27 protein-coding genes and 1 tRNA gene are annotated in these 24,355 nt (G+C 48.8%); 10 read left to right on the forward strand and 18 right to left on the reverse strand.

The window, feature by feature from the left end; translation table 11 throughout:
* Positions 1 to 189: 189 nt before the first annotated feature.
* A complete protein-coding gene (hisJ, locus tag ACFQ03_RS13230; protein WP_379288626.1) occupies positions 190 to 1,035 on the reverse strand; it encodes a histidinol-phosphatase HisJ in 846 nt (281 codons plus the stop codon).
* A 151-nt stretch (positions 1,036 to 1,186) separates the two neighbouring features.
* Between hisJ and ACFQ03_RS13235 the strand changes: the two genes are divergently transcribed.
* Positions 1,187 to 1,459: a hypothetical protein gene (locus ACFQ03_RS13235; protein ID WP_144932076.1), complete on the forward strand. Its 273-nt coding sequence runs from the start codon at positions 1,187 to 1,189 to the stop codon at positions 1,457 to 1,459.
* Positions 1,460 to 1,480: 21 nt separating this feature from the next.
* Here ACFQ03_RS13235 and ACFQ03_RS13240 read toward each other — a convergent pair whose 3' ends face one another.
* From ACFQ03_RS13240 to ACFQ03_RS13260, 5 genes are all read right to left on the reverse strand, one after another.
* Positions 1,481 to 1,945 carry a spore germination protein GerPE gene (locus tag ACFQ03_RS13240; protein WP_379288629.1) on the reverse strand — a complete coding sequence of 155 codons (465 nt, stop codon included), beginning with the start codon at positions 1,943 to 1,945 and terminating at the stop codon, positions 1,481 to 1,483.
* A gap of 5 nt (positions 1,946 to 1,950) precedes the next feature.
* Entirely contained in the window at positions 1,951 to 2,130 is a 180-nt protein-coding gene (locus tag ACFQ03_RS13245) for a spore gernimation protein GerPD (RefSeq protein ID WP_144932080.1), read from the reverse strand.
* Positions 2,127 to 2,729: a spore germination protein GerPC gene (gerPC, locus tag ACFQ03_RS13250; RefSeq protein WP_379288631.1), complete on the reverse strand. Its 603-nt coding sequence runs from the start codon at positions 2,727 to 2,729 to the stop codon at positions 2,127 to 2,129. Before gerPC ends, ACFQ03_RS13245 begins: the two co-directional genes overlap by 4 nt.
* Before the next feature lie 72 nt (positions 2,730 to 2,801).
* Positions 2,802 to 3,005, reverse strand: coding sequence for a spore germination protein GerPB (locus ACFQ03_RS13255; RefSeq protein WP_150959544.1), 204 nt, complete (start codon positions 3,003 to 3,005; stop codon positions 2,802 to 2,804).
* Positions 3,002 to 3,229, reverse strand: coding sequence for a spore germination protein (locus tag ACFQ03_RS13260; RefSeq protein ID WP_144932086.1), 228 nt, complete (start codon positions 3,227 to 3,229; stop codon positions 3,002 to 3,004). Before ACFQ03_RS13260 ends, ACFQ03_RS13255 begins: the two co-directional genes overlap by 4 nt.
* A gap of 328 nt (positions 3,230 to 3,557) precedes the next feature.
* On the opposite strand from ACFQ03_RS13260, the gene ACFQ03_RS13265 reads away from it, so the two are divergent.
* Entirely contained in the window at positions 3,558 to 4,004 is a 447-nt protein-coding gene (locus ACFQ03_RS13265; RefSeq protein WP_379288634.1) for an Hsp20/alpha crystallin family protein, read from the forward strand.
* 169 nt (positions 4,005 to 4,173) lie between these two features.
* Positions 4,174 to 4,350 carry a hypothetical protein gene (locus tag ACFQ03_RS13270; RefSeq protein ID WP_379288636.1) on the forward strand — a complete coding sequence of 59 codons (177 nt, stop codon included), beginning with the start codon at positions 4,174 to 4,176 and terminating at the stop codon, positions 4,348 to 4,350.
* A gap of 42 nt (positions 4,351 to 4,392) precedes the next feature.
* Here the strand turns inward: ACFQ03_RS13270 and ACFQ03_RS13275 are convergent, their stop codons facing one another.
* The 6 genes from ACFQ03_RS13275 to ACFQ03_RS13300 all read right to left on the reverse strand — a co-directional run bounded on the left by ACFQ03_RS13275 (position 4,393) and on the right by ACFQ03_RS13300 (position 11,086).
* Positions 4,393 to 4,614: a DUF2905 domain-containing protein gene (locus ACFQ03_RS13275; RefSeq protein ID WP_379288639.1), complete on the reverse strand. Its 222-nt coding sequence runs from the start codon at positions 4,612 to 4,614 to the stop codon at positions 4,393 to 4,395.
* Between the two features lie 247 nt (positions 4,615 to 4,861).
* Positions 4,862 to 5,875, reverse strand: coding sequence for a Gfo/Idh/MocA family protein (locus tag ACFQ03_RS13280; protein WP_379288641.1), 1,014 nt, complete (start codon positions 5,873 to 5,875; stop codon positions 4,862 to 4,864).
* A gap of 115 nt (positions 5,876 to 5,990) precedes the next feature.
* Complete coding sequence (locus ACFQ03_RS13285) at positions 5,991 to 8,420, reverse strand: heavy metal translocating P-type ATPase (protein ID WP_379288643.1); 2,430 nt, start codon at positions 8,418 to 8,420, stop codon at positions 5,991 to 5,993.
* Between the two features lie 227 nt (positions 8,421 to 8,647).
* The gene (locus ACFQ03_RS13290; RefSeq protein WP_144932096.1) at positions 8,648 to 8,848 is read right to left on the reverse strand and encodes a copper ion binding protein; all 201 of its coding nucleotides are present in this window, start codon (positions 8,846 to 8,848) and stop codon (positions 8,648 to 8,650) included.
* Positions 8,849 to 8,874: 26 nt separating this feature from the next.
* On the reverse strand, positions 8,875 to 9,186 hold the full coding sequence (locus ACFQ03_RS13295; RefSeq protein ID WP_144932248.1) for a metal-sensitive transcriptional regulator: 312 nt from the start codon (positions 9,184 to 9,186) through the stop codon (positions 8,875 to 8,877).
* A 373-nt stretch (positions 9,187 to 9,559) separates the two neighbouring features.
* The gene (locus ACFQ03_RS13300) at positions 9,560 to 11,086 is read right to left on the reverse strand and encodes a glycine betaine uptake BCCT transporter (RefSeq protein ID WP_379288645.1); all 1,527 of its coding nucleotides are present in this window, start codon (positions 11,084 to 11,086) and stop codon (positions 9,560 to 9,562) included.
* Positions 11,087 to 11,302: 216 nt separating this feature from the next.
* Here ACFQ03_RS13300 and ACFQ03_RS13305 point away from each other — a divergent pair.
* A tRNA-Ala gene (locus ACFQ03_RS13305) sits at positions 11,303 to 11,375 on the forward strand.
* Positions 11,376 to 12,053: 678 nt separating this feature from the next.
* Here ACFQ03_RS13305 and ACFQ03_RS13310 read toward each other — a convergent pair.
* The gene (locus tag ACFQ03_RS13310) at positions 12,054 to 12,722 is read right to left on the reverse strand and encodes a transcriptional regulator (protein ID WP_144932100.1); all 669 of its coding nucleotides are present in this window, start codon (positions 12,720 to 12,722) and stop codon (positions 12,054 to 12,056) included.
* Positions 12,723 to 13,113: 391 nt separating this feature from the next.
* Here ACFQ03_RS13310 and ACFQ03_RS13315 point away from each other — a divergent pair, with 391 nt between their 5' ends.
* Both ACFQ03_RS13315 and ACFQ03_RS13320 read left to right on the forward strand, forming a co-directional pair.
* Positions 13,114 to 14,316, forward strand: a complete 1,203-nt coding sequence (locus ACFQ03_RS13315; RefSeq protein ID WP_150959540.1) for an MFS transporter — start codon at positions 13,114 to 13,116, stop codon at positions 14,314 to 14,316.
* Between the two features lie 189 nt (positions 14,317 to 14,505).
* Positions 14,506 to 15,408, forward strand: coding sequence for a DUF4261 domain-containing protein (locus tag ACFQ03_RS13320; protein ID WP_379288648.1), 903 nt, complete (start codon positions 14,506 to 14,508; stop codon positions 15,406 to 15,408).
* 114 nt (positions 15,409 to 15,522) lie between these two features.
* On the opposite strand, the gene ACFQ03_RS13325 is transcribed toward ACFQ03_RS13320, so the two are convergent.
* Positions 15,523 to 17,106: a catalase gene (locus tag ACFQ03_RS13325; RefSeq protein WP_144932107.1), complete on the reverse strand. Its 1,584-nt coding sequence runs from the start codon at positions 17,104 to 17,106 to the stop codon at positions 15,523 to 15,525.
* 270 nt (positions 17,107 to 17,376) lie between these two features.
* On the opposite strand from ACFQ03_RS13325, the gene ACFQ03_RS13330 reads away from it, so the two are divergent.
* Positions 17,377 to 19,368, forward strand: a complete 1,992-nt coding sequence (locus ACFQ03_RS13330; RefSeq protein ID WP_379288650.1) for a methyl-accepting chemotaxis protein — start codon at positions 17,377 to 17,379, stop codon at positions 19,366 to 19,368.
* A gap of 67 nt (positions 19,369 to 19,435) precedes the next feature.
* Here ACFQ03_RS13330 and ACFQ03_RS13335 read toward each other — a convergent pair whose 3' ends face one another.
* Positions 19,436 to 20,674: an MFS transporter gene (locus ACFQ03_RS13335; RefSeq protein WP_379288652.1), complete on the reverse strand. Its 1,239-nt coding sequence runs from the start codon at positions 20,672 to 20,674 to the stop codon at positions 19,436 to 19,438.
* Positions 20,675 to 20,874: 200 nt separating this feature from the next.
* Between ACFQ03_RS13335 and ACFQ03_RS13340 the strand changes: the two genes are divergently transcribed.
* The gene (locus ACFQ03_RS13340; RefSeq protein WP_144932113.1) at positions 20,875 to 21,297 is read left to right on the forward strand and encodes a MarR family winged helix-turn-helix transcriptional regulator; all 423 of its coding nucleotides are present in this window, start codon (positions 20,875 to 20,877) and stop codon (positions 21,295 to 21,297) included.
* A 101-nt stretch (positions 21,298 to 21,398) separates the two neighbouring features.
* A complete protein-coding gene (locus tag ACFQ03_RS13345; RefSeq protein WP_379288655.1) occupies positions 21,399 to 22,121 on the forward strand; it encodes a DsbA family oxidoreductase in 723 nt (240 codons plus the stop codon).
* Positions 22,122 to 22,204: 83 nt separating this feature from the next.
* On the opposite strand, the gene nrdR is transcribed toward ACFQ03_RS13345, so the two are convergent.
* The gene (gene nrdR, locus ACFQ03_RS13350) at positions 22,205 to 22,684 is read right to left on the reverse strand and encodes a transcriptional regulator NrdR (protein ID WP_144932118.1); all 480 of its coding nucleotides are present in this window, start codon (positions 22,682 to 22,684) and stop codon (positions 22,205 to 22,207) included.
* Positions 22,685 to 22,803: 119 nt separating this feature from the next.
* Here nrdR and ACFQ03_RS13355 point away from each other — a divergent pair, with 119 nt between their 5' ends.
* A complete protein-coding gene (locus ACFQ03_RS13355) occupies positions 22,804 to 23,028 on the forward strand; it encodes an alpha/beta-type small acid-soluble spore protein (RefSeq protein ID WP_150959533.1) in 225 nt (74 codons plus the stop codon).
* Positions 23,029 to 23,096: 68 nt separating this feature from the next.
* Here the strand turns inward: ACFQ03_RS13355 and ACFQ03_RS13360 are convergent, their stop codons facing one another.
* Together ACFQ03_RS13360 and coaE are read right to left on the reverse strand one after the other, a co-directional pair.
* Positions 23,097 to 23,669, reverse strand: coding sequence for a lytic transglycosylase domain-containing protein (locus ACFQ03_RS13360; RefSeq protein ID WP_144932122.1), 573 nt, complete (start codon positions 23,667 to 23,669; stop codon positions 23,097 to 23,099).
* Entirely contained in the window at positions 23,669 to 24,262 is a 594-nt protein-coding gene (gene coaE / locus ACFQ03_RS13365) for a dephospho-CoA kinase (protein WP_150959532.1), read from the reverse strand. Before coaE ends, ACFQ03_RS13360 begins: the two co-directional genes overlap by 1 nt.
* Positions 24,263 to 24,355: the final 93 nt, after the last annotated feature.

A 24,355-nucleotide genomic window follows, 5' to 3' on the forward strand; every position in this document is an offset into this window, starting at 1 on the left:
TCAATAACGGACGTTATATCAAAGACGGACCCATCCGAAAAACATTATACATGAAAGAAAGGCCGGAAGGAAGCGGTCAATATCGGGCCTTTGTAAAAAGAACAAGCGCAAATCTACCAGTATCGCTTTACTGACTTAGAACGCTAGTTATATTTATCGGCTACCAACCCTTCCGACTATCCTTCAACATTAAGGTCGGGCCGATCGGAAGGAGGCAATGGATTCCTCATAGTAATTCCATCCCTCGCCGACATGCTCCGGACGATGGGCATCCGATCCGAAAACAAGCGGGATCCCCATTTCCAGACATCTGCCGATAAACCATCCGGGAACGTACGGCTGGCCGCAGGTCGGAACTCTCAAGCCTGCAGTATTGACATCAATGCCCACGCCTGCCTCGGCCAGCTTCGGAAGAAGCCCGTCCAGCCGCTTCCGGATCTGATCCGGATCGATCGGAGGAAGCGCCTTATGGAACTTCTCTATCAAATTGACATGACCCAACCGGCGGCTGCCCGGGAGTTTGGCCGCCAAGGCCACTCCCTGCTCGAGCTCATTATAATATTCGTCTACTACTTTCTCCATCGAGCCGTAGTAGGCGATTAACCCTTCCTCGAAGTCCTGCGGTGTATAATCTATACATCTCATTCCATCTTTGCCAGGCAGGAAATGGAGGGAGACCACCCAATCCTCCACCTCATGATGGCATTGTTCGGCCAATTCCAGAGAATACTGGGGCTTGCCGGGCAAATAATCTATTTCCATTCCGGTCCAAATTTCCAGTACTCCTTCATAGCGATTCTTGTAATTTTTTACATAATCAAAGTATGCCGGCAGCTCGCTCGCTTCCATAGCCAGCTCCCGCTGCAGCTGCTCGTTCTTCATCCAGTGCTTCGGCAATGGAGAATGTTCGCTCACCGTATAACGGGTAAATCCCAGTTGGACCGCCCGGTCGAGATAAAGTCCGAGCTCTGCCGAGGTGCCATGAGGACAGAATGCGGTATGGGTGTGACCGTCCCATTTAAGAATCGAATTCATTGGCGAATGCTCCTTTGTCTATTCTTCTCTAGCTTGTATCTAGCATTAGGATATCACCCCGTTAGGACATATTCAAATCTGGGCTTACGTCTATACCAGGCGGGCGAAGGCCGCATACAATGAAATATATCGTTGAAGGAGATGAACATCCTTGAGTGAAAGTGTGGAAAATGGAAGTCCTAAAAAGAAAAACCGCCCTTTATCCAAAAAAGAAGTACTGGAGCTTAAACAGTCTCTTCTGTCCGTTCGCAAAGATTTGGAGAAAAAGCGGAATGAGTTAAAAGGAACGGTCAAATCTATGCAGAAGCTCGCGGTAACCCAAGAAATTCCGGAATGGGTGCAGGATGTCCGCAGTCTATATTCCCAAAAAGACTATACTTATTGGAAGCTGATCCGTACTTTGCGCAAGCACAAGATGCTATAGAAATTGCAGCAGGTGTGCCGCTTATCTCCCTTTTCGACCGTTACCGATTACAGCGCCCGAACCGGCGGCAGCCGCTTCGACTGCTTCGACCGCGGCAGTTCCCATCAGCAGAGGAAGGTCTTCCCGGATCATTTGGCGAATATGCTTGATCCTGCTTTCGGCATCGATGCATTGGTTAGAGCCTATCTGTACTATTCCGGAAGCTGAGACTCCAATAATTTTGATCGATTCAACCTTGATATAAGGGGATTCGTTAATGATTTCCATCTCAAGCTCTTCATCGAGCGATGGGCCGGGGATAGGATTCGTGAATATCGGGTAATTGAAATCTCCTTCATCCCCGTAATATGAGGACTGGCTGCGCAGCACTGCCAGAACCTTCGTTTCCGGCGTCAAGCAGAGCGAATCCCCAAACTGGACAATGGAGCTCAGTTTAATCTCAATAACCTTGAAGAAACCAACCAAGGAAATTCGGGCCTGCTTCATAAACTTTACCTTGCAGCGGATAATGGTACGAACGGCCCCACGACGAAAGCTTCGGGCGGAGTATCGAATGCGGAAGCGAGACTGATCCTCTCCGTGTCTCCCACCAATAAAACCGAAGAAGTTGTAACACCAATTACCCTTATCTGTCCTACTTTGATTTCCTTATTAACCACAGTCATCTTCATGTTTCCTCACTGCCCTTCCCATACTGTTTTTCAAAATATTGCTCAATGGCCAACCGGATATCCCGCTTGACCCTGTCTAATATGTCTTTCTCAACGGCGGAGTCATCCGACGAATCCTTATGCAGCCTTTGGATGTAAACAACTATTCTCGGCCCCACCTGCCGACGTATGTCCTCAATCATGGCAAATCGCACCTCATCCGGCACTTGAACGCCGTAATGGGCTTCGAAGCTGCTGACCTCTCTGGGAATCTCCATATCAATATAGCGGTCCAATTGCTCTTTAAGCTTGGGGAAAAAAGGGACATCCTCTACCCCCTCTCCTCCGGGCTCCCCGTTGGAAGGTACGGCTAATTCTTCAATGCCTTTGCCATTCGGAGTTAATCCTATGTTCAAAGTTCCTTCCAGTGTCTCTACCTTCAGTTGGTCGAAATGGTACTCTATTCTCTCCACATGTGTCATCTTGTTGCTTTTAAATTCACGTATATCCTCACGAATCTCGATAATCATCTCTTCCATGCGCTCCATTTTCTCCTGCTGCCGGGCCAAGAAATTATATACATCCTGAAGCCACCTCATGAGCCGAGGATCGTTATACATCCCGCACACCTCCCGTTTATTTAATGTATGCGGTACATGGAACAGGCCATGCCTGTGAACGAACCTACCCCGTCATGAAGGCCCGGGCAGAGGGACTAGAGAAACGGTGGAAACCGCACTCACTTCCGGAGCGGGCTTGGTATATCCCCCGGTGTTGTACAGATTGGACAGCGACTTAATCACTCCCGCACTGCCTATTTGCAGGACTGAAGAATTAGTAACCGCCCCGATTCGAATCGTATGAATAGTTATATTCTGATGAACAGTCAAATTCATCCCGATCCCGCCTTCGCCGAAGACGTATCGACCAAATCAGGATCATTGGTATTCGTAGCGCTTATTCCGCTGTTGGTTAATGGAAGATCGCCCGTTATGAAGGAGCCTGCACCGGCAAATGTTTTTGATGTGCTGACGGGTGACAGAAAGACAGCATCACCGAATTGGACTATCCCTCCCGAGTCAACGCTTAATATTTTTACGTTTCCGACGATGGAAGGCACGGATTTGACCTCCTTTTCGGCTCAATTGGAACGGTTCCCTGAAGAAGTCATTTGCATATAACCTATTGTATGTAGATAAATACCCAGAGGTTCATATAATTGCCTTGCCGCTGCAATCTGAAGGAGAACATCTTAAACCGGCAATCTATCGCAGAATAAAAAGGCGTTAGGCGTTAAACCATTAAGTGCCCTTTTGGGCATCGAGCCCGTATACTGATTAGCAGAATGATGAGGCTGCAGTGATCAGCTTCCTCCGCCTAGACCCAAGTTTGCCTGGTGTACGATTTGCTCAGGAAAATAATATACGGACAGAAAGGAGAATACGGAAATGAGCGATAGAAACTCCGGTTCGTTCGACTGGAAGTCGCTGGAGAAGTTATTCGGGGGGCCTCTTCCATTCATGGCGGAAGCTTTAAAGCAACGGGCGCAAGCAGAGTCCTCGTGGGTGGAGAACTATGTCAGGCAAATCCTGAAAGGACCGGGAAAAATTAAAAGCAAAAACGGACTGGAGCATGAATTGGTGGAAACTCAAGACGACCTTATCGTCAAAATAAAAATACCGGACCATATTAACCCTCGTAACCTAAAGCTATTCGTCAGCCATAATTCATTAAAGCTCAACGGTTTATCTGCCAAAAGCCGAGTAGTCCGCCTGCCCAAAAATGTGATAGGGGAATCTGCCAAGGCCATCCTTAAAAAAGGAGTGCTGCAGGTGCGCATGCCCAAGGACTACGAAGGGGACTTCTTTAATGAAATCCGAATCCGCATCCGTTAAAATTCTACGGGCAATCAGAATAATTGAAGAAATCGGGGGCGACAATAAAAAAAGCTCCTAACGAAGCCTCTTCGAAGATGAATAACCCGGTATTAGAGGAAGTTTTTCGTGCCAATAACGATCTTTTTACAAGGAAAAACAATTCTTCCGTAAGGAGTTGAACCATTCAATGACAGAGAACAATAAAGAATATATGCTTACCGATTTCGACGGGCATGACGAGCTTCTGAACGATTTGATAAAGCTGGAAGACAAAATCCGGGGCCGGATGGGGGAGCATGTTCATCTCATTGCCTATACGAGAAGCGAGGAAGGGACGGAATGCAGACCCGGATTGTCCGACTGAAGTACGGGCAATCCGTTCTTTCATTTGAACGAGAAGTGACCCTTATTTGTTAAACATGCGGATCAGATACAGAATGAGAGAGCCCGCGGCGCTTATGAGGAGACAGGTTACAACCGGAAAATAAAATTTGAAGTTTTCTTTCTCCACGACGATATCTCCAGGAAGCCTGCCCAGATTCAAATAACGCCCCCCGACTTGCCAAAGCAAGCCCAATACAATCAGGATTATACCGCCAATAATCATCCATTTGGCTGCCGGATTCATCGGTAGCGCTCCTTTCATAACATAGTGTGTTGAAAATTCGACCAGGGACGGTTACGCTGCTTCTTGTTTCCTTCGTTCTGGCCCGTTTATGCATAAGATGACTTTCCCTAACAACATCGATAAGGGACCTCCCCCTGAAACGGCCCGAATTTGGGTCTGAATGGTTTGGCCGCTTCGAGGGGAGTTCACGAATGCAGGTTGCCTGGCCAAGTTCTCACGAATATTTGACCGTGCTATAAAACCCTTGTCAATTCAGATCGCGGATTGCAATCGGCCTGCCTTCCTGTACAGACCGGTTCGACGCCTCCATCAGCTTGGTTAGATCAACGGCCAGTTGAATATTCTCCTCCGCATCGGTTCCCTTGTGGATATGCTCAATCCATTGATCGAATGCCGCCGGGGCATCCTGAGGGATCGATTCGCGGATTTGCCATTCCTTAGCGTAGTCTTCCCCCTTAACGCTGCTGCGAAACATCATTTTCCCGTCATGGGAAGAGTAAAGCAAACTGCCTTCGGTTCCGTGAACCTCCAGAGCGAACGGGGAGAAGCGGTTAACAAAGCCCGCTTCGACGATCCCGATGGCTCCGTTGCCGCACTGCAGGACACTGACGGCATTATCCTCCACTTCCCTTCCGGTTATGTACCCGTAGGTGGCGCTGACGGTCTCCGGCATTCCTAGCAGCAGACGGGTCAAATACATCGGGTGGCAGCCCAAATCGATCATGGCTCCTCCCCCGCACTCCTCTTTGCTGTAGAAATGGGCAGGAAGCCAGCCTGTCGCGGATTGATTCGTAGGAATAGCACCGTTGTGGGATAAGCGGGAACGGACCAGCGTCACTTGGCCGAACAGCCCCTGTGCCGCCATCTCGCGGACAGCCAAGGTATATCCGAAATATAACCTCGGCAGAGAAACCATCAGCCTGACGTCGTTAGCCCGGACCGCTTCAAGAATGGCTTTCACTTCCTGCCAGGTCGGGGCAATGACTTTCTCGGTAAAAATATGTTTGCCGGCTTCAGCAGCGGCAACAATTACCTCTTTGTGCATGGTCGTAGGCGCATCCACAACAACCGCATCCACTTGTGCCAGCATGTCTTCATAACGTTCGTAAAACCGGACTCCCTTGGCATTCGCTGCCGCTTGGCCCCTCTCCGGATTTTCGTCCCAGACAGCAGCTATTTGCGTATGAGGATGGTTTTCTACCTGGCGGGCATAATCCTCGGCATGCACATGCCAGAAGCTGGCCATTCCGATTTTCAACATACTTATCCCCCCTGCATCAGATTTCCATTACATAGTAGCATAAGTTGGAAAAAAAGCCGATCCCCTATATGGAGACCGGCTTAAAAGATTTTGATTATTTTATTCCCGAGTTTGGTTACAGCTTTACCCTCTGCAATCTTAAAGCATTTAATACTACGGATACCGAGCTAAGTGCCATGGCGGCTCCGGCTACCCATGGCGCGAGGAAACCCGCTGCCGCAATCGGGATGCCGAGAGAATTGTAGGCCAATGCCCAGAACAGATTCTGCTTGATATTATTCATCGTTTTGCGGCTCATATAGATGGCGTCCGGTATGCTCTTCAGATCGCCTCTCATTAACGTTACGTCCGCAGCTTCCATAGCGACATCCGTTCCGGTCCCGATAGCCATGCCGATATCCGCTGTCGCCAATGCCGGAGCATCGTTGATGCCATCCCCGACCATAGCGACTTTCTCCCCTGCCGCTTGAAGCTTCTTCACCTGCTCTGCTTTCTCCTCAGGCAGCACTTCGGCCAGGACGCGGTCTATCCCTGCCTGCTTGGCAATCGCTTGAGCCGTTCTCTCGTTATCGCCTGTGAGCATAATGACGGTGAGCCCCATCTCCCGCAGCCGCGCTACAGCCTCCCGCGAGGTCTCCTTGAGCGTATCGGCCACTGCCACCATGCCCGCATAACGTCCGTCTGCGGCTGCAAGCATGACTGTCTTGCCGGTGTTCTCCATTCTTTCCTTCTCCTCTATCGCTTCGGAAGGAATGGATATGTCGAACCGATCCATCAGTTTCACAGTCCCGACCAGAAGGTCTCGATCTTCGACCTTGGCACGGATCCCGTATCCGGGAACCGCTTCGAACTGCTGTGCCTCCGGCATCGCTATCCCTTGCTCGGAAATTCCCGCAACGATGGCTTCCGCCAAGGGATGCTCCGACAATCTCTCGGCCGCTCCGAGCCATTGAAGGAACCGTATACGCTCCACACCCGAAGCCGGTAACACATCCGTCAGCTCCGGCTTGCCTTTGGTGACGGTCCCTGTCTTATCGAGAACAACGGTTGTAATCCGGTGAACGGATTCCAGATGCTCTCCTCCCTTGAACAGAATTCCGGCTTCCGCCGCCCGGCCGGACCCGGCCATAATCGAGGTAGGGGTCGCCAGCCCGAGAGCACAAGGACAAGCGATAACGAGTACAGCGATCGCTTTCTCCAGCGCACCGGCAAACTGTCCCGGATCGATGATAAAGTACCATAAGAGAAAAGCGACAAGAGCAATGCCAACGACAATCGGTACAAATATTCCCGAAATCCGGTCGGCCACTCTTTGAATAGGAGCCTTCGAGCCTTGGGCTTCCTCCACGACTTTTATAATTTGTGCCAACGCCGTCTCTTTCCCTACCTGGGTTGCCCGGAAGCGAAGAGAACCATTTTTGTTCAAGGTCGCACCGATGACCCGGTCTCCGGCATGCTTCTCTACCGGTATGCTCTCTCCGGTCAGCATCGATTCGTCGACGGCTGATTGTCCTTCCAACACTTCGCCGTCTACCGGAATTTTCTCCCCCGGTTTCACAAGGACGATATCTCCGACAACCACTTGTTCGACAGGAACATCCATCTCCTGTCCATCGCGCAGCACACGAGCCGACTTGGCTTGAAGCCCCATCAGCTTCTTGATCGCTTCGGATGTCCGGCCCTTGGCCAACGCTTCGAACACTTTACCGAGAATAATTAGCGTAATAAGGACGGCACTTGTTTCATAATACAGTTCAACCGAATGATGCGCATTGCCGCTCCATCTGGTCGTTAGATAGAGACTGTAGAAATAAGCCGCGGATGTCCCGAGTGCTACAAGCACATCCATATTCGCGCTTTTGTTCCGTAGAGCCTTGTAAGCTCCGACATAAAACTGCCATCCAATAATAAATTGAACGGGGGTTGCCAGAGCGAACTGGAACCAGGGATTCATAAATAAATCTGGAATCCAGATAAACGAAGTAAACCGGAAATGGCTGACCATCGACCATAACAGCGGCAGCGATAATATCGCCGAAACAATCAATTTCGTTAGCTGAATTTTGATTTCCTTTTTCCTGTGATCGGTCCCGGCCGCTTCTTCCTTCAAAACAGCCTTATAGCCCAGGTCTTCGACCTTCCTCTGCAAATCTTCCAGCTTTACCTCATCTTCCGAATAATCGACATGCGCCGTTTCCAAAGCGAAATTAACCGTCGCTTTGGTGACGCCCGGCAGCTTGTTCAGCCCCTTTTCAATTCGGGACGCGCAGGCGGCACAAGTCATTCCGGAGATTTGCAGCTCAACGGATTGCTTTACGGTGTTGTAACCCAATTGCTGAATCTTATGCTCCAACTGCTCGGAATCGACTTTATCCGGATGATACACTACCGTTGCTTTTTCCAGGGCAAAATTGACGTTGGCCGACTCGACTCCGTCCATTTTGGCCAATCCTTTTTCGATTCGATTAGCACATGCTGCACAGGTCATCCCCGTTATTTGGTAGGTCGTATTTTTAGTTGATTTTACTGCTTCTTTGGCATCCATCGGAAACACCTCTCTAGGTAAGTAAACACCATACCCCAGTAGGGTATATAATTGAGGGAAGAAAAGCTCCTGAACGGAGCATACAGGTTATTTATAGAATTCCCCAATGTTCTGAGATTAATCTTTCGTCGTACTGGTTCACTCGAAGCCAGGATTAGTTAAGCTATCGCTGATGTCATCGTCCCTCGGGCTGACGTTACTCTCCGGGGTTGGGCTAACCAGCGACGTTAGGCTACATCGTACCCTTGATCTTCAATGGCGCTTCTAATCGCATCTTCCGTCAGTTTGGACTCGTCAAATTCAACCGCGACGGTCTTCCCCTCCAAATCGACTTTACCGGCAGCGCCAATTTTCTTCAATGCTCCTTCTATCGAATTAACGCAATGATTGCAGGACATTCCTTCCACTTTCAGAACGATGGATTTCATAACAAACCTCTCCTTATTCGTGTAATTTATTTCATAAGCTTATTGACGGTCTTTAACAACTCGTCGATCACATCATGATCGCCTTCTTGAATTCTTTCTACCACACAGCTTCTCATATGCCCTTCCAACAGCATCTTCCCTACACCATTCAATGCGGACTGAATAGCGGCAATCTGGTTAAGTACATCATCACAATAAGTATCTCTCTCAATCATCCCTTTAATTCCGCGGATTTGCCCTTCAATCCGGTTCAGCCGGGTAATCAGATTGGATTTGATTTTATCAGAATGATGACTCTTCCTTTCATCTCCGGAAGCACAGGCATGAGTGTCGTCCATTAAGCCATCCATCAAGTGATCCATGAGCAATCCCTCCTTGTTACATATTCATATTACCATACCCCCCTAAGGTATGCAATAGGGGTTTAAAAATAAATTATAATGAGTCTCCCTTGAATATGGAATACCCTTTTTGGAGTCTTGGTACATTGGGCTGATCTCGTTTTGGACCGTGAATCCCTATAAGAATGAGCTGTACTAACTGGGGGGCGTACTGCTGAACATCATATCATAGGTGGGGCCTCTTTCACAAAAGTGCTGCGTTGAGCAGAAGCCCAGCGAGGCCGCCTCGACAATATTCATCCGTTTCGGAGGGAAGCGCAGAAGCTCCACCCCGGGCATAAAGGCAACCTATGGGTATTAGGAGCGTACCTTAGGGCTCCCTAAGAAGGAGAGCTTCCAGCTTTTTCAATCGTTCCTTTTCTTTTTTGCGGATTTGCTTATAGTCGTCGTTCAGCGCCTTTTGGATAGAAAAGCACATAAAAACCATAATCAAGGCAAAGGGAAGGGCTGCCACAATGGAAGCCGTCTGAAGACCGTTCAGCCCTCCGCTAAGGAGCAGTACGACGGCAATGGTCGATTGCAGAACCCCCCATATCAGCTTAACCTTGGCGGAAGGGTTCAATGCCCCCTTGCTGGATAACATCCCGAGAACGAAGGTGGCGGAATCGGCCGATGTAACAAAAAACGTAATGATTAATATTGTCGCCAAACCGGCTATTATTGTCCCCAGAGGAAGCTGCTCCAGCATAATAAACAACGCACTCGTCACATCCCGCTGCACGGCTTCGGCCAGATGAGCCCCGTCGAAGATTTCCAGCTTAAGGCCAGTGGCGCCAAATACGGAAAACCAGACAAAGCCGAATGCACTGGGAATGATTAATACCCCAAGAATAAATTCGCGTATGGTTCTGCCTTTGGATACTCTGGCAATGAACATTCCGACGAAGGGAGCCCATGCAATCCACCACGACCAATAAAACAAGGTCCATGTGCCGATCCATGTGCTTTCGGTGAAAGGCGACAGCCTTAAACTCATCTGAACGACATTTTGCAAATATCCTCCGAGCGTGGAGGTAAACGTATCAAATATGAACGAAGTGGGGCCCGTCATTAGCACAAACAGCATCAAGCCTACGGCTATGAGCAAATTGATGTTGCTTATCGTTTTGATCCCCTTATCCAGTCCGGCAGTCGCGGAAATCAAGTAAAGAACTGTAACCGCTGCTATAATGATGATTTGCGTCCATACCACATTAGGTATATGGAACAAGTGATTTAGGCCGCCTCCAATCTGCAGCGTACCGAGTCCCAGGGAGGTAGCCACTCCGAATACCGTGGCCAGTATGGCCAGGATATCGATTCCTTTGCCGATCGGTCCATTCACTCTATCTCCCAATAATGGAGTAAAGGTCGCGCTGATAAGCCCTCTGTAGCCTTTACGAAATTTGAAATAAGCCAGAGCTAGTGAAATGACGGAATAAATCGCCCAGGGATGAAGCCCCCAATGAAAGAAGGAATATCTCATGGCCAACCGCGCGGCTTGGGCCGTCCCCCCCAGCGCCCCTTCCGGAGGGACCAGGTAATGGGAAAGTGGTTCGGCTACTCCCCAGAAGACAAGGCCGATCCCCATTCCGGCGCTAAACAACATGGCAAACCAGCTGATATTCGAGTATTCCGGCTCATCGTCGTCATCCCCCAACCGAATCGTTCCGTATTTACTGAAGGCGATATATAAGCTAAAGATAAGAAAACCTAGCGTAACCAATAAATAGAACCAGCCGAAGGTGCTTATAGTAAACTCGAATGTTGCGTTGGCTGTAGCCGAAAGATGCTCCGGGTAAAACACTCCCCATAATACGAACAAACCGATAAGGATTAACGAAATGTAAAAAACCATTATGCCCTCTCCTTCCGAAGGTTCCATTATCATCGAATTAAGCAAACGGGTATTCTTAAATTATCCCCAATTGCCGCCGGGTTATATGCCGAACATTAAAAATCGGAAGCTCATTAAAAGATGAATGAAATAATGAAATTGTTAGAATTTTAGAACTTTAATGTTCGGACTTGCATTTCCGTATGCTCCCGGATATAATGATAAAGGTAGCCATGAGGGGCCTTAGCTCAGCTGGGAGAGCGCATCGCTGGCAGCGATGAGGTCAGGGGTTCGATCCCCCTAGGCTCCATAACGAAGAAAGAGGTTGATCCCTGGGGATCAGCCTCTTTCTTCGTTACTGGGTTATGGGGGAGCGAACCCCGGGGGTTCGTCCGCGCGGACGGAGCGAAGCGGAGGAGCACGGCGTCTGAATCTTCCGCTAAAAGTCCTCTTCGAATATGCTTCGTCAGCAAGTTCAATCGGGATTCGGACATGCCCCTTGAAGTAGGCTCCATAACGAAGAAAGAGGTTGATCCCTGGGGATCAGCCTCTTTCTTCGTTACTGGGTTATGGGGGAGCGAACCCCAGGGGTTCGTCCGCGCAGCATGAATGTTTACTGGGATCCCCGGCAAAGTAGTCGGATTTCACTTCGAAGCGGCTCTTCACTTTGTGGGGTAAGAAATCGGCGTCTGAATCTTCCGCTAAGAGTCTTCTTCGAATAAGCTTCGTCAGCAAGTTCAATCGGGATTCGGACATGCCCCAGGCTCTGGTGACAGTAGCGGAAGTCAGCGACCTTATTTCATTGATTTTGGCAGCATTTTAATCCTAACGGAACTTAGTACCGTTATTTGCTTATTTCGATGGCAATACTTCGCGAATTGCAGCCAATAACGGCGTACAGTTCCGTTAACTTTAAAAAATGGCGATATTTCGTTGAATAACGTCTCTCAGTTCCGCAGGCTTTCTCTTTCCTCTCCTCTTCCCTTCCTTATCCCCCTAAAGTCCTTAAGTTACTGCCAATATTCAACTGATACGTCCGAAATCTCAATTTTCCTCCAACCACTATCAAATGTTGTTTCTCCACCAAGTCATGCAGCACCTTACGGGCGTAACGATCAGTTACTCGAAGATGCCTCGCAAGCTCCGTTGGTGTAAATGGCCTCAAAAGTCTTCGCGCATATCGCACTGTTTCCGCCTCCATACTGTTCAGCCGGACATCCACCTCGAACGAAAGAATCTTCCCAATGAACGATAAGATTAACTGCTTACAAAACTCCGGTTCTTCTTGAATTGACAAATACGCAATCGGCAAAAAGACCCAATCATCAAGCGACAACAAGCTTTGTCTGCGACACAAGTCTTTGAAACGACGTGTATCCAAATCTCTGGCATGCGATCGGTAATCTTGAATTTCTATATCTCCTTTAGCACCTCCTGGCAAGAAAGCCAAATCGAGATACCGATACCCATTATTGAAATCGCGGACCTCCCATTCAGGATACAAATGATCGAAGTTACCGACAACCGGATACCAGATCGAACGCAACAACTCCACAGTTCCGTGGCTGAGTCCTTTTTGTAACAACTCACGTCTTCGATGGTTCTTCTCCTGTTCAATTTGCTTCTGCATCCAAATCTCATATTGTTTCATAAACATGAAGCTCGCCCCCTTTCCACAAAACAAAATAAAAATGCCGCCTCGATACTTTTAAGTATCAAAGCGGCATGTGCTTCATGACCGTTTGACTCGAGTATAGCATTGAAATTTGTTCAGAATCAAGGCGAAATTGAGAGTTGTGAAATTGAGGATTGATCCGATTCCGTTCATTTGAGCGGTGCTTTCGCTTGTGAAATTGCCCTAAAGTTTCAATGCCTATCTTTTCTTGTGCATACTTGGAAATAGGCTTATGGATTAATTGAAAATTGCAGAATGGGGGGATTGGTGTATAATAAAGTCTATTAAAAAGTTCGGCCCGATAGAAATCGTTGCTCATAGTTATAACGGCCAGTAACCTGCGGCAAATAGAATACTTCGGAAGTGATCATGTATGGAAACATGGAAGAAAAACTTATGGATCTTATGGTTCGGCTCATTCATCGTATCGTCCAGCTTTTCGATGGTCATTCCGTTTCTGCCTCTGTTTTTACTGCAAATTGGGGTGAAGGATCATATCGAGCTATGGTCCGGCATCTTGTTCAGCAGCGCTTTTTTGGCAGGGGCCGTGTCATCGCCGTTCTGGGGCGCGATCGGAGATAAATACGGGCGCAAGCCGATGATTATCCGGGCAGGTATCGCCCTATGTGTTATTTATCTTTTGACCGCATTCGTGACTAATCCATATCAATTGCTTGTGCTTCGGCTGCTGCAAGGCTTGCTGTCCGGCTTCATTCCAGGAGCGATAGCGCTTGTGGGGACGAACACTCCGGAGAAAAAGGTAGGGTATGCCCTGTCAATGATATCAACGGCTACGGCAACCGGAAGCATTATGGGACCGATGCTGGGCGGCGTACTGTCCAAAATTTTCGATAACCGGATTGCATTCGGCAGCGCCGGGGTGCTTTGCTTTATCGCGACGATTCTCATTATTTTTTGGGTGAAAGAGGAGTCCTTCGTGCCGAGCAAAGACAGCAGCTCGATCATCCATACGATCGGCATTGCGGTGCAGAACAAGCCGTTTATCGTCATTGTCGTGCTGACGTTATGCACCCAGTTTTCCGTTATGACGATCGAACCGGTACTGCCGCTCTACATAGTCGAGCTTGGCATTCCGACGAAGGACGCTTCGCTGGCCGCAGGAATTGTGTTCTCGCTGGTCGGAGTCGCGAGCATTATGTTCGCTCCCCGCTGGGGAAAGCTGGCCGACCGGGTAGGTTTTCACAAAATATTGCTTATCGGTCTGCTAGCCGGAGGAATCGGAACCTTGCTGCAAATTCCATTCCATAACATCTGGTGGTTCTCTATTATCCGGTTTGCGTACGGTATTTTCTTCTGTGCGGTATTCCCGGCGCTAAACGGCTTGGTCGTACGCACTACGGAGAGTGAGTTCCGCGGACGGGCCTTTAGCTTGAATCAGACGGCGAACCAACTAGGCGGCATGCTGGGACCGCTCGTCGGCGGCGCCATTAGCGGCGTGTTCTCGATTCATGCCGTCTTCTGGGCAACAGGCCTCCTTCTGCTCGCCACGATGAGTCTGGCCTATTGGTCGCAGCGGCATGCGAATCGGGCCGCGGCCGCCAAACGCAGCGCATAAGAGCGTACGAATAACATTATTGAAGTCATTGACGGGGATGGGAATGTTATGAACCATACTTTTCATCTGTCATCAGCAAGGAAGATTTGCTCGCGGGACGCTAAAACCATACATACTCTTTTACTTAGTAAATGAAGGAGATCGCACACGGGCCGAACAATCATGAAGGTGACAAAGGAGACAAGTTAAATGAACGATATGCTTGAAGAAGATAGGGATTTCGGATTTGCACGGGTTTACACGGTTGAACTTAAATACAGACAACGGCCTGAGATTGACCGGGACTTACTCTATAAGAAAATGGAGCTTTACACCGGCAAAACGGAGCAGCCGGAACTAGAGGAAGCCGATGCCGCCGGACTAGCGGTTTGGGAAGCCTACGAAACCGAAAAGGAGCAATTGCTGCATTTCTTCCATTTAAACTATATGGTTCGGTATTCAGATGGAGAAATGCCCGCCCAGACCAGCTTAATGAATATCGATAACCGGCCGGTCACGGACTATGAGACAGCGATCCAGCAATGCTGGCATTGGAAGGAAGCCGCACAGACACTAAGCGAGTGCAGCCATTCATTACTTATGTCGGACATGATGGCTTCCGGACTTGATCCCAAATCGAGATTAGAGCTGTTCACTGGCGCCCTTAAAGCGATATTGGAAGCGGCGCCTTGCGATGCGATTTACTTCCGTGAGAGCGACAAGCTGGTTGAGCCCAAAGAGTATTTGGCTGCAGTGGAAGAAGGAGCCGCTTTATATGGCGCAATGAATTTACGATTCTACAATGTGGAAGGAACCGGCAGCAATCGCCCCGAAGGATTGATGGATACGGTAGGACTTGCCGCTCTCGGCATCCCCGATATTCAGTGTCACTTCTACGATTTGGACCCCAACGAGGTAGGCGACCATTTAATTAATATCGGGTATTATTTATTTAATAATGGAGATGTTATCGCTGACGGGGAGACGATCGGCTTCACCGAAGATATGCGCTGGCGATGCGAGCATCAATATGCGCTGGCTGCACCTCGGCGAGTTGTTATCGATCTCGATCCGGGAGAGCCTTATTACTCTGGAAGACAAGGCGAAGAATAAAAACAGGCCTTGGAGGCCATCCGGGTTCGCCAAGGATGCCAGACACTTATCAAATCTTTATAGCCCGCCTGCAGAACGACTGCAAGGCGGGCTTTTTTCTAAATTGCGTTTCACTTAATACGGCTCGGCCTCGTGGCCTTTGTCCACGGCTTGCTGAGGAGCCTTGTCCCCTTCCCTGTTGCCGAGCGGCTTCTGACTCGATCCGCCCTGCGGCGCATTCGCCAATCCCTCTCTCAGACGGCGACCGTATTCTTCATCCGCTTCCTCTGCGAGAGCGATCATTTTATCCTGTATTCGTTTATCGCAGCGGGAAAGATCGGCCACCAGATTCGCGATTAATTCGGCCCGTTCCCATTCCTCGAACCTGCGGTAGGTTTCACCCGCCTGCTTCGTATTGCTCTGCCGGTCGATGGATTGGCGCACCAGCCTGCCTTCGACCTGGGGAGTATATTCCTTCCCTGCCTGCTCAGCTTCCTTCAGGCCGCCCAGCAACGATGGCTCATAGTTAATATGAGGATTTTGCCCCGGGGCACGGTCCACCCTGTACTGCATTTGGCCGCCGCTTTGGTTGGTGGCCACCCTCTTCTTGGGCGAGTTGATGGGCAGCTGCAAATAATTCGCGCCTACACGGTAGCGCTGCGTATCGGAATAGGAAAATGTCCGACCCTGAAGCATCTTGTCATCGGAGAAATCCAGCCCGTCCACCAGCACCCCCGTACCGAAGGCTACTTGCTCTACTTCGTTGAAATAATCTTCCGGATTGCGGTTTAACACCATTTTGCCGACCGGCAGCCACGGAAACTGATCTTCAGGCCACAGCTTCGTGTCGTCCAACGGGTCGAAATCAAGCTCGGGATGTTCCCCGTCACTCATGATCTGCACCAGCAGCTCCCATTCCGGATAATCCCCGCGCTCAATCGCTTCATATAAATCCTGGGTAGCATGATTGAAATTGACTGCCTGAATTTCTGCAGCTTCCTTCATCGTCAAATTTTTGATCCCCTGCTTGGGCTCCCAATGATATTTGACCAGAACGGCTTCCCCTTCGCTGTTTACCCACTTATATGTATTGACGCCCGAGCCCTGCATCATACGATAGTTGGCCGGAATCCCCCAAGGGGAATAAACAAACGTTACCATGTGGAAGCTTTCGGGAGAATTGGCGCAAAAGTCGAAGAACCTTTCAGAATCCTGAATATTCGTAATCGGGTCCGGTTTAAAGGCATGGATCATATCCGGAAATTTGACCGCATCGCGGATGAAGAAAATTTTCAAGTTATTCCCCACCAAATCCCAGTTTCCATCCTCCGTATAGAATTTAACGGCAAATCCGCGGGGATCTCTAAGCGTCTCCGGGGAATGTCCGCCATGGATTACGGTCGAGAACCGGACGAATACAGGGGTGCGCTTGCCCTTCTCTTGAAATAACTTGGCACGTGTGTATTTGGATACAGGCTCGTTCCCTACCGTTCCATAAGCTTCGAAGTAGCCGTGGGCCCCCGCTCCGCGGGCATGAACCACACGCTCCGGGATGCGCTCACGGTCGAAATGGCTGATTTTCTCGATAAAATCATAGTTTTCCAAAGTTGCCGGACCGCGATTTCCTACCGTTCTTAAATTTTGATTGTTTGTGACGGGATGCCCTTGCCGGTTAGTCAAGGTAAGATCATGCTCGGTTTTCTGATTACCCTCGTTCATTGTGGCCTCCTGAATCTGTTCGGACCTTCAAGCCCTTTATTATTATGAGTTGTAGGCAGCCTATACCTCGCCACTTATATTTTGCTTAATTTCTTATAGAAAATTCCTTACATTACAAAAAATAAACAGTTTATTAACAAAAATTTCATAATTCCCTGCGTCTATAGACTATTTTTATAGGTCTTTTCGTCTATATAATAGAAAATACTTCTAGTTGTTCCGACTAAATAACTAGAATATTCGCAACCACTTCAAACTTCGGGGGTACGTATGAAAAATTTAAAATTGCAGCAGCAAATTCTCATTCCTTTCCTGGCACTAACTCTGCTGGCGGCCGTCATTCTATCCTCCGCGAGTTACTATTTCAGCGTAAATATGACTGTAGACACACTGACCAAAAATGTCGGATATTCCATCGAGGAAACCAACCGGATGTTCGAGCGTTTCTTCAGAAAATTCGAAAACCAGTTAACGGCTATTTCCGACAACGGGGTGGTTGGCGGTTTCTCTCAACAGCCGGAGGATCAATCCGGTTTAATGTCTGTGTTCGGGATGTATCATACAGCCAACAATGATATTACAAATATCTATCTGGGCACAGCGGAAGGCGATATTTTTCTGTATCCTGAGGGACAATCGTTGCCACCCGGCTTTGATCCGCGCACGCGTCCCTGGTATGAGGAGGCCGTCCGGAATGAAGGACAGGTGATCTGGACGGAACCCTATGTAACGGCCACGGATGGCTCTCTGGTCATAAGCGCCGCCAAAACATTGGTCCGGGACGGAAAGCCGTGGGGGGTGCTGGCTATTGATATAACGCTGAATGAGTTGATCGATTTGGTGAAAAATATTCAAATCGGCCATGCCGGATATGCTATATTGTTCGATGATAAGGGAACCTTCCTGTATCATCCCGACAGCCAATTAAACGGGGCGGATGTAACGCAGGAAGAATATTATATTAAAATGATGGAGGCCGGCGAACAAGGAACCATCTCCTATAACTTCTACGGAGAAGATAAAAAATTCAGCTTCACCACCAATCCGACGACCGATTGGAAGCTGGCGGGAACGGTTTATGTAAATGAGTTTGAACAAGAGGCCAAGCAATTGATTATGCCGCTTACGATCATGACGGTTATCGTGCTGATCATTGTAGTCCTTGTTTCTTTCGTTTTTGCCAGACGAATAACCAAACCGCTCCATAGCTTGATGAATTCGATGAAAGAAGTTGAGCAAGGGAACTTGAACCTGCAAATCCGGCTTGATCGCAAAGACGAATTAGGACAGCTGGCCGGGGTATTTAACAGTATGGTAATGAAAATACGAAACATGATTGGCGGCATCGATCGGATTTCGGCTAAAGTGCAGGAAGCGTCCCGGACACTGGTCGCAAATTCGCAGGAAAATCAGGCAGCCAGCACGGAAATTACGAGAACCGTGGATCAGATTGCCCTGGGAGCGGGACATCAAGCGGAATTGGTGGAGCAAACTTCGGAAGCGATCTATCAATTGGCTGAACGGCTGACCGAAATCGAAGCCCAGAGCCGGTCTCTGGAGACGGAATCAGAGCAAATGCAAATGGTATCCAGGGACGGAATGAATACGGTCATGGAGCTTAAGGAGCAATCAGCCCACACGAACCGTTCCATGGAACAAATAGTCGATGCGATAACGACTTTGAACGACCGGACAGCGCAAATCAGCGAAATTATCGGTACGGTATCCGAAATTTCCGCCCAGACGAATTTGCTTGCGCTCAATGCTTCCATCGAAGCGGCACGCGCCGGAGAGGCCGGCAGAGGATTTACCGTTGTCGCCGGAGAAGTCAGAAAGCTGGCCGACCAATCCCAAAGCGCTGTTGCCCGAATAGACGAAATCATAGATGAAATCGGCCGCGAATCCAAGCATACGATGACCGTGATTGAGGAGGCTCATCGCCTAATGCAGCGCCAGGAATCGGCTGTATCGGATACGGACTCGGCTTTCCGAACCATTCTGAGCACCGTTCAGTCCAATACGGAGCAGATTCGGAGCATTGCGGCGGCGATATTGGACACCACACAGCAGAAAGAGAGAATGCTGCAGGCCATGGAAACGACAACCTCTATTACGGAAGAAACGGCAGCCGGGACCGAAGAGGTATCCGCCACCGTGGAGCAACAGGGCCATTCCATCCACCGGCTGACGGAGCTGGCGGAAGAATTGGACCGTCTGGCCTTGCAGTTATCGGATGAGTTAAGAAATTTTCGAACTTCATAAATTGAAATCCTCCATTGAAAAAAAGGGCTGCAAAGACAAAAAGCAGCCCTTTTGAAATATTGGAAAATTAATGACCGGATTCCATATCGTCAACATGGTTGAGGTGCTTTCGGTTTGCCAGCACAAAGAAAACGGACAGCACTACGAAAACCGCACCTACTACGAAAGGAACATGGGGATTGTACCATTCCGCGAGCTTTCCTGCCAGGAACGGCGCAACCGCCCCGCCAAGAAAACGAAGGAAACTGTATACGGCGGACGCGGTGGAACGTTCGACAGGAGCGGCATTCATTACCGCCGTGGTGATGAGTGTGTTATTGTTCCCCAACAGGGCTCCGGCGATGATAACGGCCGCGATGATTAACCACTGAGTAGAAGTCCAGATGCCCATGGCCAGCAGGTCTACGCCAAACAAGATCAGCATGGCACACATGGATTTAATCGTTCCGAACCTCTGCTGCAGCCTCGGCGCCATAAATACCGATGTTATTGCCAACAATAAGCCCCATCCCAAAAATACATAGCCTAATCCCCGTTCACTCAAGCCCATAACGAATGGCGCGTAAGCCAGTAATGTAAAGAAACCGAAATTATACAGGCAAGCCGTTACTCCAAGAACGACAAGAGATCGATGTTTCATTGCCCGGAACGGATCGAGCAGTGAGGTTTTTGGAAGCTTCCCGGCCTGCGGTACCTGGGATTTCGGCATAAGAATAAGCAGGCTGACGAAAGCAATGACCATCAACCCGGCCACTCCCAGGAAGGGTCCTCTCCAAGAAATGGAACCGAGCTCGCCGCCAAGCAGCGGACCTATCGAAATGCCTAGTCCAATCGCCGCTTCGTACAAAATAATAGCTTTAGCCGTACCGGATTTGGACAAAGTAACAATCGCGGTCAGAGCCGTCGCGACAAACAGCGCGTTGCCCAGCCCCCAGCCTCCCCTCAAACCGATAAGAGGCCATATTCCATTAGAGAGGCCGCCGAGACAGGAGAAAATTGCGATAATTACTATACCGGCGAGCAGTGTCAGCTTGATTCCGAGCCTCGATGAGATAGCTCCCGTTATTAACATGGCAACCGCCATGACCGCATTATAGCTTGTAAAAAGCAAAGAGACTTCACTGGGGGTTGCTTCCAACTGATCGGCAATAGCCAGCAAAATCGGGTCTACCAGGCCTAAGCCCATGAAAGCAATAATACATGCGAAAAATACCGCCCAAACCGCCTTGGGCTGTTTAAGAAGGCTCCCCTCTTCATAAAGAGGCGCATTGGATGAACTGCCTTCTGTCGAATTCTGATATGACATATACCTGCTCCTCTCCGATTAAAGTTAAATTTCAAAGAAAACAAAATAAGTTGTATAATGAAACTACATTATTGTATTATACAACTATATATTTTCATGTCAATAAATCTGCTTTCATTAGCTGTAATTTGAAAAAATGAACCATTATGCTACCATGAGTATGAGCATTAAGCAGCTTCTGTTGTGAGGTGATACAAAAATTGGACCCGAGATCGTTGGAAACTATAGAGCTGGAGCTGGCTATTCTGGTTCGTCATATCAATTCCATTGCGTCTGACAAGAAAATCGGAACCCTCGACCGGTCCGCATACCTGTTATTGCATCAAATTTCTGCTCACGGTTCCGCCGGCGTCAAGGCTCTCGCAGACGAATTCCGGTTGGATATTTCCACAGTCAGCAGGCAAGCTGCGGCCCTGGAGCAGAAGGGATACATCTATAGAACTCCAGACCCCCAAGATCGAAGATCCTTCTCTCTGCAAATTACGGATTTGGGAGCCAAGGAACTGGATGAAAGCAAGCGGGCTAGATTAGCAAGGGTAACGGAAAAATTGAAGGATTGGTCCGATGAAGATTGCCATACCTTCGGAAAATTGTTGACCAAATTCAACCGTACCTTCGTCTAATCCTTGTTAAGATCTGTCAGGAATAATCCAATTGGTGCTATAATTTAGTTTTCACCGCATGTGCATACTTATTATTATCAAAATTTGGAGGTTAGAAAAAAATGAAAGTGGAAATTTGGTCGGATTATGTATGTCCGTTCTGTTACATCGGCAAGCGCCGGTTCGAAGCCGGGCTGCAGCAGTTTGCCAATAAGGAATCGGTAGAAGTGATTTATAGGAGCTTTGAATTGGATCCCAATGCCAGCCGTGACGGCAATCCGAGCGTATATGACATGCTTGCGGCCAAGTATGGAATGAGCCGTGATCAGGCCATTGCCAATACGAACCAAATAGCGCAGCAAGCCAAGGCGGTCGGCCTTGATTTCTACTTCGACCGCACGATCCAGACCAATACCTTCGATGCTCATCGTCTGACTCATTACGCGGCTTCCCAAGGCAAGAATAAAGAGTTGACCGAGCGATTGCTGAAAGCTCACTTTACCGATGGGCTGCACGTCGGCCATCATGAAACATTAGCAGACTTGGCCGCAGAAGTCGGCCTGAATCGCGAGGAGGCCCTTCGGGTTCTGAATGACAGCAGCAAGTATGCCGATGAAGTGCGAAATGATGAACGGGAAGCAAGCCAGATTGGCGTAAGGGGCGTTCCTTTCTTCGTGATTAATCGTAAATACGCGGTATCCGGGGCACAGCCAAGTGAAGTGTTCCTGGAGGCATTGCAGAAAGCCTGGGGTGAAGAGAATCCGCTTACCGTCATCGGCGGATCAGAGGACAGTGCGGCATGCACGGATGCCGGTTGTGTTCTACCGGAAGAGAGAAACTCCTAATTTGTTTAATCCGGGATGAGTTCTGCTCTTTATACAAAAAAATAACGCGACTCGCGTAAATTACCCGTGTCCGCGTTATTTATTCAGGGGGCATCGTTAGGATCCGGCTGGTGCTTAGTCAGGATCTGGTTCAGTTCTTTCATAAACATGTTAATATCTTTAAATTGCCGGTAAACTGAAGCGAAGCGAACGTAGGCCACCTCATCCACAGGATAGAGCTGGTTCATCAGAATCTCGCCAATTTCCCGGCTTTCTACTTCATTGCGGGCTGTATTCCGAATCTGTTTCTCCACTTCGGAAACCATCTTCTCCAATGTTTCCATGGAAACTGGCCTTTTCTCACAAGCGCGGATCAAGCCTCTTAAAATTTTCTCGCGGTTAAATTCTTCCCTGCTTCCATCCTTCTTGATGACGACTAGCGGTGTTTCCTCCACCATCTCGAACGTTGTAAAGCGGCGGAAGCATTTCTCGCATTCTCTGCGCCGGCGAATCGATTTATTCTCGTTAGCGGCTCGCGAATCTAATACTTTAGTGCCCGAATGATCACAAAATGGACATTTCAACTTGAGTCCCTCCTTCTTCCCGTTCTCCCATTTGCGATTCTTCTTACCAGACGTTCCCTGTTATGATCCCAAACAAAGCGCACATAATAGAATTACCAACCGACAAGGAGGTGAACAACATGGCACAAGGACAATCTCGGAGCAGCAACCAATTGGTTGTTCCTCAAGCTAACGCTGCATTGGATCAATTAAAATACGAAGTAGCTCAGGAACTGGGTATCGCCATTCCTCAAGACGGTTACATGGGTAACATGGCTACTCGTGATGCAGGTGCAATCGGAGGTCATATCACCCGTCGTCTGGTACAAATCGCTGAGCAACAACTGTCTGGCGGTAACCGTTAAGGAATTCTTTAGTCTTGTACCTCATGCATCGGCGAGCTCCTTACGGAGCTTGTCCGATGCTTTCAATATTACCTTTCTTTAGCGTAGATTTCCATATACTTCTTATAATAATAGTCGACAGAGCTGACATATTTTTTAGTTTCGCGGAATGGAATACGATCCACGTCCTGCAAGGTTCCGTCCCAAATTCCGCTTTCCTTCCACTTCTTCACATTGCCCTGCCCCGCGTTGTATGCAGCCAATACCTCAAATCGATTATTGTTAAAATATTCAAACAAGAAATTCAGATATCTCGTGCCTGCCTGAATATTAAGCTCCGGATTTCGCAAATCTTTGAAATCATACGTGCTAAATCCTTCCTTCTCCAATATCCAGTCGGCCGTGTCCGGCATTAGCTGCATCAGCCCGACAGCACCTTTCTTCGATTCCGCATCGGGATTAAAGTTGCTTTCCACCCGGATAATGGCGGCTACCAAATAAGGGTCCAATCCGTTCTGCTCCGCAAACTGAAAAATTTCCTTCTGGTAGTGAATCGGATGAACGAGCTTGCCAAGCCAATTGCTGTTGTAGAATAAGACAACGATCACTACAATAAATGAAAGTACGAACCATAACCGGCTTCGCTTCCGTCTTCTTTTCATCAGAGCCCCTTTCCTTCTATAAAGTGGTCAATTTGTCGTATCGTATCCGTCAAGCTTCCCTCATTGTTAATAACAATGTCGGCCAGCTCTTTTTTCTTCTCGATATCCATCTGAGCGTTTAGTCTCTGCTCCGCCTGTGCTGCGGTAATTCCGTCCCGCGCCATCAGTCTCTCCAATTGCTTTGAACGGGGAACATAGACCACCATTACCTGCTCGAACATATGCTGAAGACCGGATTCATAGAGAAGCGGCACATCCACAACGACCAATCGGCCGGGGTCCGTATCCTCCGCCTCCTGCATTCTTTGTTTCATACCCAATCGGATTTGCGGATGCAGCAAGCCCTCCAGATCTTTGCGCGCTGCGTCATCCGCAAATACGATTTCTCCAAGCTTCTTGCGGTTCAGGGAACCGTCCGGATTAAGAATAGCTTGTCCGAAACGGTTCGCAACCTGCTCCAACAGCTCGGTTCCGGGAAGCACTACCTCCCGGGCAATCCGATCTGCATCAACCAATACCGCTCCCCGCTCAACAAGTATAGAGGCTACGGTTGATTTGCCGCTGGCTATTCCTCCAGTCAAACCTATATTCATAAAAGCTGCACTCCCAATAATAGTCTATAAACACAGTAATATAAGACAAATCCCGTTGCTTCATATATAACCTTCGGCCTGTGTCTTACCCGC

The sequence above is a fragment of the Paenibacillus residui genome (assembly GCF_042677205.1).
Lineage (GTDB): Bacteria > Bacillota > Bacilli > Paenibacillales > NBRC-103111 > Paenibacillus_L > Paenibacillus_L residui.

What these genes read in the sequence shown, in the direction of transcription:
- gerPC (WP_379288631.1), bottom strand. Translation starts at nt 2,729, where the DNA reads ATGTATAACGATCCTCGGCTCATGAGGTGGCTTCAGGATGTATATAAT.
- ACFQ03_RS13270 (WP_379288636.1), top strand. Translation starts at nt 4,174, where the DNA reads ATGACAGAGAACAATAAAGAATATATGCTTACCGATTTCGACGGGCAT.
- ACFQ03_RS13360 (WP_144932122.1), bottom strand. Translation starts at nt 23,669, where the DNA reads ATGAAAAGAAGACGGAAGCGAAGCCGGTTATGGTTCGTACTTTCATTT.
- ACFQ03_RS13255 (WP_150959544.1), bottom strand. Translation starts at nt 3,005, where the DNA reads ATGAATTTGACTGTTCATCAGAATATAACTATTCATACGATTCGAATC.
- ACFQ03_RS13275 (WP_379288639.1), bottom strand. Translation starts at nt 4,614, where the DNA reads ATGAATCCGGCAGCCAAATGGATGATTATTGGCGGTATAATCCTGATT.
- coaE (WP_150959532.1), bottom strand. Translation starts at nt 24,262, where the DNA reads ATGAATATAGGTTTGACTGGAGGAATAGCCAGCGGCAAATCAACCGTA.
- ACFQ03_RS13295 (WP_144932248.1), bottom strand. Translation starts at nt 9,186, where the DNA reads ATGGACGACACTCATGCCTGTGCTTCCGGAGATGAAAGGAAGAGTCAT.
- ACFQ03_RS13240 (WP_379288629.1), bottom strand. Translation starts at nt 1,945, where the DNA reads ATGAAGCAGGCCCGAATTTCCTTGGTTGGTTTCTTCAAGGTTATTGAG.
- ACFQ03_RS13280 (WP_379288641.1), bottom strand. Translation starts at nt 5,875, where the DNA reads ATGTTGAAAATCGGAATGGCCAGCTTCTGGCATGTGCATGCCGAGGAT.
- ACFQ03_RS13315 (WP_150959540.1), top strand. Translation starts at nt 13,114, where the DNA reads ATGGAAACATGGAAGAAAAACTTATGGATCTTATGGTTCGGCTCATTC.
- hisJ (WP_379288626.1), bottom strand. Translation starts at nt 1,035, where the DNA reads ATGAATTCGATTCTTAAATGGGACGGTCACACCCATACCGCATTCTGT.
- ACFQ03_RS13285 (WP_379288643.1), bottom strand. Translation starts at nt 8,420, where the DNA reads ATGGATGCCAAAGAAGCAGTAAAATCAACTAAAAATACGACCTACCAA.
- ACFQ03_RS13335 (WP_379288652.1), bottom strand. Translation starts at nt 20,674, where the DNA reads ATGTCATATCAGAATTCGACAGAAGGCAGTTCATCCAATGCGCCTCTT.
- ACFQ03_RS13325 (WP_144932107.1), bottom strand. Translation starts at nt 17,106, where the DNA reads ATGAACGAGGGTAATCAGAAAACCGAGCATGATCTTACCTTGACTAAC.
- ACFQ03_RS13355 (WP_150959533.1), top strand. Translation starts at nt 22,804, where the DNA reads ATGGCACAAGGACAATCTCGGAGCAGCAACCAATTGGTTGTTCCTCAA.
- ACFQ03_RS13320 (WP_379288648.1), top strand. Translation starts at nt 14,506, where the DNA reads ATGAACGATATGCTTGAAGAAGATAGGGATTTCGGATTTGCACGGGTT.
- ACFQ03_RS13245 (WP_144932080.1), bottom strand. Translation starts at nt 2,130, where the DNA reads ATGAAGATGACTGTGGTTAATAAGGAAATCAAAGTAGGACAGATAAGG.
- ACFQ03_RS13300 (WP_379288645.1), bottom strand. Translation starts at nt 11,086, where the DNA reads ATGGTTTTTTACATTTCGTTAATCCTTATCGGTTTGTTCGTATTATGG.
- ACFQ03_RS13345 (WP_379288655.1), top strand. Translation starts at nt 21,399, where the DNA reads ATGAAAGTGGAAATTTGGTCGGATTATGTATGTCCGTTCTGTTACATC.
- ACFQ03_RS13265 (WP_379288634.1), top strand. Translation starts at nt 3,558, where the DNA reads ATGAGCGATAGAAACTCCGGTTCGTTCGACTGGAAGTCGCTGGAGAAG.
- ACFQ03_RS13330 (WP_379288650.1), top strand. Translation starts at nt 17,377, where the DNA reads ATGAAAAATTTAAAATTGCAGCAGCAAATTCTCATTCCTTTCCTGGCA.
- ACFQ03_RS13290 (WP_144932096.1), bottom strand. Translation starts at nt 8,848, where the DNA reads ATGAAATCCATCGTTCTGAAAGTGGAAGGAATGTCCTGCAATCATTGC.
- ACFQ03_RS13310 (WP_144932100.1), bottom strand. Translation starts at nt 12,722, where the DNA reads ATGTTTATGAAACAATATGAGATTTGGATGCAGAAGCAAATTGAACAG.